We start from the raw sequence: 10,195 nt of genomic DNA on the forward strand, positions 1-10,195 counted from the left end.
GACTTGCGACCAATCAAAACCGGCAAAACAATCGCCCTCGTATCAATTACTGGATCTGACGTTCAAGCACGCGATCAAACCTGATCAGCTGCGCTGAGCGCCGCCTTGCTTATGCACTGAGGAATCATTGTCGGGTTTCCCTGTCCTGCCGTCAGGCATGGGAAGACAGGACTGTTCCCCTTCTCGTAATTCCCGGGGAGCTAACGGGCCGAGCGCATCGAAGAGATCCGTCAACAGATTGCGGTATCGACGCCAGCGCCCGATCGAGGACCGGAAAATCGGTCGGCGAACCTGCAGGTTGGAGAAAGTCGTGACCGGGCTGTCACCCTTGTAGAACTCCATGCACTCCTTTTCCCAGACAAGCCCGCATCGTTCCAGAAGTTTGCGGCTCTCGCCCTGCTGGTCGTTGACCAGCTCCTCATAGTTCAGCCGATGCATCCGAACCGGCAGCGCCTTCTGCCAATGGTCCATCAGGCTTGCATAGGCTCGAAAGTAGCGACCGACAGAATCCTGTGTCAGACAATAATTATGCGCTGGAGAGAGCGCGTGGGACAAAAGCGAAATGCAGGTGTCGGCCGGACATCGGTAACAATGAACGAAGGCCGCATTGGGGAACAACAAGCTCATCAGCCAGAGCATTTCGTAGTTATGCGGCATCTTGTCGGTGACACGATCGGCACGACTGTCGACGTCGTTCAAAACACCTAGATAGCTCTTCGCGAATTTCTTGAATTCGCGAGGTTCCATACTCTTCAACCGTGTTTCAAGCGCCGCGCTCGGCGCCCGGGTTAAACCGAGATCCTGCTGAAGATGCCGGAAGTAGGGAATTTCGGCGCCGCTTGAAACGCGAGAGTGACGGCTGACGATCTGCTCGACAAGCGTCGTTCCTGATCTTGGCATACCGAAAATGAACACCGGTCTTTGACTTTCTTCACTAAGCCCCGTCCGGCTTGAAAAGAAGTCCCTGTCAAAGACTTCCTTCATGAACGCAATTCGCTCCTCGTACGCGCCCTGATCGAAACCCGTATACCGCAGCCTGCGCGCACTTCGGTAGTGGTGTACAGCTCGTTGCGTATCTCCGATATCGTAATAAATCTTGCCCGCGGCCCAATGCAGGCTGGATTTTTCCGCATTTGCTTGAGACACGTCCTGAAGCAAGTCTTCGATCTGGTTAAGTTCTTCCGGTCTCGACTGGTAAGTTCGCGTCATCGTCAGGCACTGGTAAGCCGATGGCAGTTCTTTCTTGTGAGACACTGCCAGCTCGAACCACTTTACCGCGTCCTCGATTTTTCCAACCGTAATCTCAAGCTGTCCCATTCCAACCAGAGCGTAACCGTTGTCCGCCTCAAGTTTCAGAGCGGTTTCAAAGCTCTGTCGCGCAAGAACCGGCTGTCTCTTTCGCGTATAAAGGTCACCAAGTTGGGCGTGAAAGTCGGCGACCTTGGGATCGAGTGATATCGCTTTCTTGAGGGACCTTTGCGCTGCCACGAGATCCCCCGCATTCAGAAGGGCAAGCCCCAGGAGCTGATGCACCTGCGGATGTTTCGGCGCCTTGCGGGCCGCGATTTCAAGACGCGCAATCGCCAGACCAACATGCCCGGCCTGGTAGGCCGCGATGCCGAGAGTAAAATTCGCCTGAGGGTTTTGAGGATCCCGTTTGAGAACGTCTTCAAATAGGTTGAATGCGATTGACAGTCGTCCTGCATGTTGATGCAAAAGCGCTGTTTGGACGAGGCGCTCTAATTCCAAGCTCATATCAATTCCACTAGCCCGATTACCGCGAAGAGATGCAGTGTTGGATGTGCGGTCTGTAGTCATCACGACAACGGAAACATCCGATTCAGTTGCGTGACTTGTCTCTTGCTATTTTAAATTGCCCAGATTCATAACCGGCAAATCCCGGTTTTATCTGCGCCCCAAAGTCTGGCTGGGGAATGAACGACAATCACCCGGCGAAAGGCGGTTTTTCGCTTGCTGTTTTGTCAGCACGTAGCGGCGTTTTTTATTGAATATGTGAATATCGATTGGTTCGCTGTCCCGATCAGCTGACATGTCTGGATATCGTTTGAGACAGCGAGTCTATCGTCAAAATGTCTTAGACCTGTGCCAGAGAAGGCACTGAATTGTCGCAATTTGTATCATGGAGACAGGGCGCCCGAGTACGGAAAAGAAGAAACGTCAGTGAGGAACCGGCAGTTCTCAAAAGCCTGCAAATCGGTTTTCTATTCTAGAACATTTCTTCAAGGTTGCGTTGAGCTTAACAATAATTAAGTAGTGAAATCGAAGAACATCACCATATCTTGCCAAACAGCCCAAGATGGAGGTAAGAAAATGATCAGTTTTTTCAAGAGATACGTCTCGGACACCCCCACCACTTCAGAAAAGACACAGATGAAACCTGATTCAAGTCAGGCAAAGGCTAAAGACAACGCGTCATTTGATCCGTTGACCTGCCAAGTTGAACCTTTGGAACTAAGCCGTATCCATTACTGGGTCTTTTGACCTATTTCTTCACCGGCGCCCGTTCAGTACTCCAGCCAGTGTAGATCCGTGACTTGAGGACCGGTTTGGCCACCCCGTATAGGCTGCCGGTCTCACAGCTTGCCTCTGCCAGCCTGACCTGACCTTCCAGTTCCCGGATGGCGTTGTTGACCTTCCATACCCGGTCTTCGCTAGGCGTTTCGATTTCCAGGCCTTTCAACGCTTTCTTGTAGGCGATGATCCGATAGCGAAGCGCCTGACCAACCCACTTGATCATGACCCTGTTTTCCCAGACCCGCGCTTTGGCGCCGTCATAAGTCTCTTCGGTCGTGACCGGTGTATTTTTCAGAACCCGCAAGCGCTCATCGTCAGCCTTCCTCACCCGCAAAGCAACTTCACAAAACGGCATGACCAGCTCTGCATCGCCTGAGGCGTCCGCGGCAATCTTGTCATATCGGGCATTGGACGATCTGAATTTGTCGGAGCGGAGATAGATCAGATAAAGGTCGGGAGGCACCCTTCCCTCAACTTCCGGCAGAACGCGTGTGCGCGAAAGCTCCACCATGGTTCCACCGATCCAGTCCTTGGTCCAAGGAGGGCGGATCAACGTCCAGCCACGGTTCCGCATCAGTTTCTCGTCATCGGTGTAATTGAACTTGGAAACCGGATCGCCACGCAGACGCGCAGCCTCATCACCGGCAGCCGGCATCAATTTGTCATGGATGACGGACGGTCTGGCTCTGTCAAAATCTCCGGTCGGACGAGTACAGGCAGATAGAACCATCAGGACCAACACCGCAACAGCAGATGCTGTTGAGCGCACCACTGCATGCCTCCTCGCATTTGGAGGCATTGAGCCGAGATGAATTTCCTTGCCATTGCCCATCGGGCGTTTCCCCAACCGCTTTCGATCAAAAAGCAAATGCGGCTGGAGAGGCTTGGACCGTCAGTCCTTGTCGGAACCAGCTGGCCCAGCTGCCTTGCTGATGGTCGTGATTCGTGCGGCAAGATCAAGGTCATGCCGCTCATACCGGACGCCTGGGAAGAGGATAACTTCTCCAGAGGTCTCCCGGCCGGTTGATCGGCGTTGATTGGAACGATGGCCCACTCGAGCAGTGGGCCTCGGTGCGGATGTGAAATCCAACAAAGTGCCCATCGTCTCCTCCTTCGGTTCCGGCTTCCCTGAAACGGCGTATTACCGAAGGGAAACGGTCAAACGGGCGACGCATTACTTCCTGCAAGTTCATTAAGAAGCTGTCAGGGTTAACAGCATGCTAACGCTTTTGCTGCAATTTGATGGAACCAAGTTTTGCCGGTCGATCGGTCTTTTGTATTTTGTAGACGGGTGTCATGCGCCAAAGCCAACATTTCAGTCAGCCTCATTCAAGCAAAGAGGCCTCATCCAAGTCTTCCGCGAGCACATCCGTTGAACCCAACGTGCTGCTTTCTGCCACTGAGCTTTATGCAGGCAGACCCAGGCATGATGTTGAAGATAAAAAGATTTTCCTTGAGCTGGCGCAGAACCTTCTACCGTCCACACCCGTCTCGGACAGGCGCCGGATAGCCAATCTCCTCGCGTCCCATCCCGAAATGCCCGACGACTTTCTGGAGAACCTGGCGACAGATGACGATCACCTGACGGCCTATCCGGCACTTCGTTACAGCCCAAGGCTGCCTGTGGATCTTCTGGTGAGTACAGCAGTATCCGGGCCGGACACATTGCGAAAAGCTGTCGCCAATCGTCCTTCTTTGCGCGAATCGGTGATAAGCGCCCTGTGTGAACACGCAGGAGCAGACGTGGTCCGCATTCTTCTGGACCGGAACGATATTCTGCTCACGAGCACTCAGCAGGCCAAGCTCAGCCGTCGCAGTGATATCGTCGCTGCGCTAGGTCTGGAGCTGGCGGGTCAGGATGCACTCAATCCGGACGGTTTGATGGGTCAGTTCCTGCATCTGCCACCGCAGCTCAAAAACAAAGCCGTCGCGGCCGCTGAACTGACCAGCCTGGTCAAACAGGCACAGGTTCCAGCTGGCCAGCAAGCAAAGTACACGGATACCGCGCATCTCCGACTTCAGGACGCGATTTATAACGAAGCACTGAACCAGAACAGGATCCGGTTTTCAGACCTTCTCGGTCGAGGTCTCGGACTGTCTCAGGCAACTTGCGATATGATGCTGCAGGAAGATCAGGCAGAAGGATTGACGGTTGCCCTGAAGGCGCTCGGGTTTGGCTTGAGGCACACAACGACAGTTCTGGTCAGGCTGCTCGGAACACGCGTCTCACTACAGGAGATCCGCGCTGTGCTCCGCCTTTACCGCACACTAAGCACTGGCGCTGCCGAGGTTCTTGTAGGTCAATGGATTTTGCAGGATCAGCAAACCCTGGCAAAGACCCCACAGCACCAACCTCAGTATCAGGAAGTCAGGCAACAGAAAGAAACAGCAACGGATCTTTCAAAAAAGAGCGCAGCCAATGCCTTGAAAGACGCAAGTCTTTAAAAACGGAAAATGCTATCACCCGGGTTGGAAGTTTCTTCCTCTTCGGCAAGAGGCAATTCCACCTTGCCATCGCGGGCTTCGATTTCAACCAGCCAATAGTCCGGATCCATTCGCGCTTCGCTTGTCAGACGTGCATCGATTTCAGCACGCTCAACCTGCGAAAAGAGTCTCTCGAACAACCGGCCCTGCGGAAGGTCACTGAACATTGCCTGCGGAGCCGGCCCGTAAAAATCGAACCGTCCATCCAACCGGTCGACACACACGAATACTGCCCCCGCCTCCATCGCACCTTTTCTGGACACGGCGGCAAAACCGCCTTCGCCGAAGATACGTCGAACCAGGGCACTTACAAAAAATTCTGATGTAACCCGCATAGAAATCCCGCGCCGGAGAGTGCATCACGTTGGCAAATATCAGCGTCGTTTACGCCGAATTCCGAGATCTGGCAATTGGCATCGCGGCGTTAACCCGCAAGCTTGCGCCCGCTGATCATCTCCAGATGTTCGATCATTTTTGCACCCGGTTCGCCTGTAAGCGGGAGACCGCGCTCAAGTTCAAAGCGCTTGATTGCAGCCGTGGTATTTGCCCCCATGACGCCATCCGGTTTCAATGGCCCGTAGCCGAGTTCCGACAGAGTCTTCTGCACGCGCATCAATTGTGGATCTGAATCAATTGCCGCAATTGCGTCGGCGGAAGCCGTACTCTGACTGACGGTGCCCGAGAAGCCTGGTTTTGCCCTTGGAATCGGGATTTGTGCCTCCAACGGCGCATCGCCATGCAACAGGATCAAGGCAAGCAGGGCTTCATTGGCCTCGCCCGTTTCCGCCTGACCGGCTCGTCGTTCAAACGCCCGGATAGCACGCTCGGTAGCAGGACCGTTCAGGCCGTCCAATGGACCTTCATAGAGGCCGATCCGTCGCAGCGATATCTGCACATCCAGGACAAGTGTCGAGATTTCCTGAACCTGCAATCCCGGACGGCGTCCGTCGGGTTCGGGTATCTGCAAAGCCTCTGGGCGATCTCGTGTGGCAAATATCGGTGCAGGATGCCGCCCCGGCTGCAATCCGACCGCATTGGCCACGATCAGACAGGCTGTCAGACCCATGACAACAGTGCCACCGGCGGCAACAGGATTATCAAGAGCTATATGCCCGGCTCTCGACATGAACGTTTCCTGTGCTTTCGTGACGGGTGCTTTTTTGGTGGTTCTCGCCATATCGCCACCTATGCAGTTTGAACCAGCGGCAAAACGTTTTCTGCCGCTTCTGGTGTTTCGTCGCATTCGTCACTGGCGCGTGTCTGCAAATCCACGATCACGCTTTCACCATGACCAAGCGCGGTCTGGACGGAAAGGCGCGCACCTGCCTTCTCCAGCAGGTTTCCCGCGAATTCGAGAACCGGACCGGAATCTGCTGAATTCCAGCTTAGACTGCTGCTTCTGTTTTTGACCGACAAAACAAGCTGTAGCTTCGATTGAATGACGTCACCCGAAATTCGGATAACTGCACCATTTCCGGAAGTTTCAATCATGTCCGAAAGAATGAAACACATGGATTGCGTTAGCAGTTTCCCATCTGCCGTCAATTGCCCCCAATCCTGACCAACTTCAAGATCAATCGAAACGTCCGCACGTTCGGCGAGCGGCGCCAACAACTCACAACACTGTTCAAGTGATGAGCCTATTTTTTCAACGCTGAATCCCGGCTCCATCTCCACATCGCCTTCACCGGCAAGTTCCAAAATGGCAGCAAGAGCGTTGAGCCCCACCCTGCTGGAGCGTTCAATCTGTTCACCTTTTTCACGCAAGACCGCAGCGGTCGCATTCTGACGCGGCTCAAAGGCGGAAGCATTCTTTTGAATGTCCGTCAGGCTTCTCTTGACTGCCTTGCCCGCAGCCTCAACCAATGTCCACGAGACCTTGGCGACGCGTGGATCAGCCTCTGGCGACATCTCACCCGGGGTGACCAACCCTGACCCACTGCGATCCCGAATGACAAGCAGGACATCGACGTTTGCGTTCTGAGATGGCCCGATTTCTGGAGCAGTGCGCAGACCGAGTTCAAACACGCGGTACTCCGCCTGCCCGGCGTCACCAGGCAAATTGCGTCCCACCCTCAAACGCACGGAGAAGGTCGTGGGTTTACCGCAATTGCGTACTTCAGAGAGCCTGGTCAGATACAGCGGACGATCGCCCACATGCAGGCGTGAGAAAAGCCAGTCTTCCCCCTTACCGGGCGTCGAACCGCCAAGCAAATGCCCTGCCGGCCCGCCGAGTACGGTGATCTGACCGTCCCCGTCAATCTGGCAAAGTACTTCCGAAATGCTCTGACACATTGTCCTCCGGTTTGTCTCGGAAACCGAAACAGCATTTTGCGCCCGGCTTCTATCTCTGGATATTCTGTAGGCAATCATACCGGCATAAAGAAGCGCCGCCAAAGACGCGATCAGCTTGACTTCCAGCGTCAGTGGTCCAGCCGAGACCAGATTGGCGGGCAACAGCCAAACTGCCGACAACAGTGCTGCACAAAGGGTAGTTATGCCAACAACGATGCGCCGACTGGATGCAAAGGCGGCTTCGATTGGCGGGATCATGAGCCAGAAGAGCGCAAAGGAAGCGCTACCGCCGGTCGAAAAACAAATTGCGGCGACAAAGATCGCGAAAAGACCGGAAGAGATTCCGATTGCCCGATCCAACTCACCCGATTGCGACAAATAAAGAGCTAGCGGCCATTGGCTGAGCATCCAGGCCAGCACCAGCAGCGTGGCAACATGTGGAGCTCCGGCAAGAGCAAGATGCAAAGGCAGGACAAAAAGAGCAACCGTACCGCTTAAAAAGCAGCTGAAAAGGAATGAACGGTGCAATGGGGCCGAAAATGGATTGCCAGCAGCCTGAGGATGAATCATCGCATCTACGCGATCCGTCCAATGATTCCAAAATTTATTTATTAAACTCAGCAGGTTACGCACTCTACACTACCACACGCCAGACGCGGATCGGTCCGCTTGCAACTCATGAGTAGTCATTGTCGTCCCCAGCACTTAAGGAACGATAAAGGATGAATCCGTTTTGTCGAAAAATTTCAAAACTGAGGTACTTTTCAGCCACTTGCGGGAATTAGATAAAACTTGAATCAAATTTTGAGAAAATTCATCTTAAACACCTGTTTTATTTTATGAAAATTGCTCCAGCCTATTCAACGTGAGATTCTCATGTCCTTGTTAGCGTGCCCCCATAACAAGCGCACCAGCCAAAAAAATGGAGCGCATGACCGAACAGAACTATGGGTAGCGACATGTTCTTTCTTCTAAGGACGGCCTTTTGGCTCACCTTGGTGCTGGTCCTGATTCCACTCGGGTCGGGCCATGAACGCACCGCCGAGGAAACCGTTGATCCTGTTTCTGCATTCCTTGCAGCGCAGGCCGCCGTTTCGGATATTGGTGGCTTCTGCCATCGTAATCCGCAAGCTTGTGAGACAGGGGGCGACGCATTGTCGGCGATCGGCAGCCGCGCTCGCGACGGCGCCAGGATTGTCTACGAGTTTCTCGACACACAAGTTGCCGAGAATGAAGGCACTGAAACACTGGTTACCGGCTCAACCGGCATGCCCGTCATCGAACAGCAACAGACAGCTTCTGCCGGACACCAATCCTGGCAACCTGATCTGGACAATACGCTTCAAACGAAGACCGTTTTCGGGCCTGTGCCGCGCCCAAAGCCAGTTTCCGGCTCGACCTGAGCAACAAACCGTTCCCCCAAGACCTCCAGGGTAGGAAACGGTAATTGCGCCCCGCTGTGACGATGTTTCAGAGCGACATTCGGCGACAGCTTTACTTCAGCGGTTCTTCCGCTGCGCCGCAGATGAACAGCTGCCCGTTTCATCTGCGGCGTTATTTCTTTTTTCAAAACAGACAGCATTGTCCTCATTGCACAATGCCCTGCTCCCAACCGGGATTTGCACTTTTCCTCGCGCAGGCTATATGAAGGCGCATAGACCTTCAAAGACCGGTAGCCATGACAACAGCGATAGACGAAATTCTCGAGACGTTCGATTTTCTTGACGACTGGGAAGACCGTTACAAATATCTGATCGACCTCGGTAAAGAACTTCCGGAACTGACAGCGGACGAGCGCTCGGATGTCAACAAGGTCCGTGGATGTGTATCGCAGGTCTGGCTGATCACCTCCGTCAGCAACAACGCCAATGGTGTCCCTGTCTTGACATTCAAAGGCGACAGCGACGCCCTGATCGTCCAGGGCCTCGTCGCCGTCGTGACGACCCTTTTCAACGGCAAAACAGCACAAGAGATTCTCGACACCAACGTTGAAGGCATCTTTGCACAACTTGGACTGCAGGAGCATTTGACACCGCAACGCTCAAACGGTCTCAAATCGATGGTCGGCCGAATTCACCGCGACGCACAGGAAGCCCTGGCTGCGGCCTGATCCAGCGCTTCACGGCAGCTTCTCTTCTTCAACACCGACCTCTCCGCTTTACAAGGACCAAGCCTCGGAGCTTTTCCGAGGCTGCGCCATTTGAATTTCCGCATCGAATGAAGACCGCGCTTCGCCCGGAAGCTCCCAGCTCCTGTTTCAATTGACCGGGAAGCGATCCACCCGCCCCTACTCCCAATCAAAGCTGGCCCTGTGCCAGTCCCTGAAAAAAGTCCTGCGAATTCCAAGCACCCGGTTTGCGGCATTTCCGATTTTGAGCTAAAAGAGAATCATAAATTCTCTTTTCATCTAAGGACGTGTCGCATGGATTATGAAGTGACAACGACATCAAAACTGACTTCGGACAGGCTCGCGACAACAGATGCCTGCGCTCAGGCTGAAATGGTGAAGAACGGCGAAGCCAATGCTTTGGAGATTGTTGATGCTGCAATTGAACGGATTGAATGCCTGAACCCGAAAATTAATGCGCTTGCCTCCACTAACTTTGATTTGGCTCGCGATCGGGCAAGGAACCAAACACATCAAGGTCCCCTTGCCGGAGTTCCAACACTCTTGAAGGATGTATTGCCATATCCGGGACATCCGGCAGGTTTCGGATCTCAGTTGCTTGACGGTGCTCCGGCTGCTGCGGGTTCGCCCTACACCGAAGCTCTGGATAGCGCCGGCCTGGTGGTGCTTGGAAAAAGCACCACATCCGAGTTCGGCCTTCTGGGCACGACCGAAACACTTGCAAAGGGGAAAACCCGGAATCCATGGGATCTG

At 53.9% G+C, this 10,195-nt stretch carries 9 protein-coding genes; 4 read left to right on the forward strand and 5 right to left on the reverse strand.

The features are described 5' to 3' along the window. Nucleotides 1–84: 84 nt before the first annotated feature. Nucleotides 85–1,755 (reverse strand): tetratricopeptide repeat-containing sulfotransferase family protein, encoded by a 1,671-nt coding sequence (locus tag K5905_RS18420; protein ID WP_297586452.1) that lies wholly within the window; start codon nucleotides 1,753–1,755, stop codon nucleotides 85–87. Between the two features lie 748 nt (nucleotides 1,756–2,503). After that, nucleotides 2,504–3,307, reverse strand: a complete 804-nt coding sequence (locus K5905_RS18425; protein ID WP_297586453.1) for a hypothetical protein — start codon at nucleotides 3,305–3,307, stop codon at nucleotides 2,504–2,506. 611 nt (nucleotides 3,308–3,918) lie between these two features. Between K5905_RS18425 and K5905_RS18430 the strand changes: the two genes are divergently transcribed. Next, complete coding sequence (locus K5905_RS18430) at nucleotides 3,919–4,980, forward strand: DUF2336 domain-containing protein (RefSeq protein WP_297586454.1); 1,062 nt, start codon at nucleotides 3,919–3,921, stop codon at nucleotides 4,978–4,980. On the opposite strand, the gene K5905_RS18435 is transcribed toward K5905_RS18430, so the two are convergent. The 3 genes from K5905_RS18435 to K5905_RS18445 form a co-directional block, all read right to left on the reverse strand. Then, nucleotides 4,977–5,354 carry a DUF1491 family protein gene (locus K5905_RS18435; RefSeq protein WP_297586456.1) on the reverse strand — a complete coding sequence of 126 codons (378 nt, stop codon included), beginning with the start codon at nucleotides 5,352–5,354 and terminating at the stop codon, nucleotides 4,977–4,979. The two genes, K5905_RS18430 and K5905_RS18435, sit on opposite strands and share 4 nt — an antisense overlap. An 89-nt stretch (nucleotides 5,355–5,443) precedes the next feature. Next, a complete protein-coding gene (locus tag K5905_RS18440; protein ID WP_297586458.1) occupies nucleotides 5,444–6,196 on the reverse strand; it encodes a peptidoglycan-binding domain-containing protein in 753 nt (250 codons plus the stop codon). Nucleotides 6,197–6,204: 8 nt separating this feature from the next. Continuing rightward, entirely contained in the window at nucleotides 6,205–7,884 is a 1,680-nt protein-coding gene (locus K5905_RS18445) for a hypothetical protein (RefSeq protein ID WP_297586459.1), read from the reverse strand. A gap of 389 nt (nucleotides 7,885–8,273) precedes the next feature. Between K5905_RS18445 and K5905_RS18450 the strand changes: the two genes are divergently transcribed. The 3 genes from K5905_RS18450 to K5905_RS18460 form a co-directional block, all read left to right on the forward strand. Next, nucleotides 8,274–8,717, forward strand: coding sequence for a DUF5330 domain-containing protein (locus K5905_RS18450; protein WP_297586461.1), 444 nt, complete (start codon nucleotides 8,274–8,276; stop codon nucleotides 8,715–8,717). A 275-nt stretch (nucleotides 8,718–8,992) separates the two neighbouring features. Beyond that, complete coding sequence (locus K5905_RS18455; RefSeq protein ID WP_297586463.1) at nucleotides 8,993–9,424, forward strand: SufE family protein; 432 nt, start codon at nucleotides 8,993–8,995, stop codon at nucleotides 9,422–9,424. Nucleotides 9,425–9,736: 312 nt separating this feature from the next. Continuing rightward, a partial coding sequence (locus K5905_RS18460; RefSeq protein ID WP_297586464.1) for an amidase family protein occupies nucleotides 9,737–10,195 on the forward strand: 459 nt, incomplete at its 3' end.

Origin of the sequence: Roseibium sp. (genome assembly GCF_025698965.1) — a bacterium.
GTDB lineage: Bacteria > Pseudomonadota > Alphaproteobacteria > Rhizobiales > Stappiaceae > Roseibium.

Coding starts and splice junctions, on each gene's coding strand:
- K5905_RS18420 (WP_297586452.1), bottom strand. CDS start 1,755: ATGAGCTTGGAATTAGAGCGCCTCGTCCAAACAGCGCTTTTGCATCAA.
- K5905_RS18435 (WP_297586456.1), bottom strand. CDS start 5,354: ATGCGGGTTACATCAGAATTTTTTGTAAGTGCCCTGGTTCGACGTATC.
- K5905_RS18440 (WP_297586458.1), bottom strand. CDS start 6,196: ATGGCGAGAACCACCAAAAAAGCACCCGTCACGAAAGCACAGGAAACG.
- K5905_RS18445 (WP_297586459.1), bottom strand. CDS start 7,884: ATGATTCATCCTCAGGCTGCTGGCAATCCATTTTCGGCCCCATTGCAC.
- K5905_RS18450 (WP_297586461.1), top strand. CDS start 8,274: ATGTTCTTTCTTCTAAGGACGGCCTTTTGGCTCACCTTGGTGCTGGTC.
- K5905_RS18455 (WP_297586463.1), top strand. CDS start 8,993: ATGACAACAGCGATAGACGAAATTCTCGAGACGTTCGATTTTCTTGAC.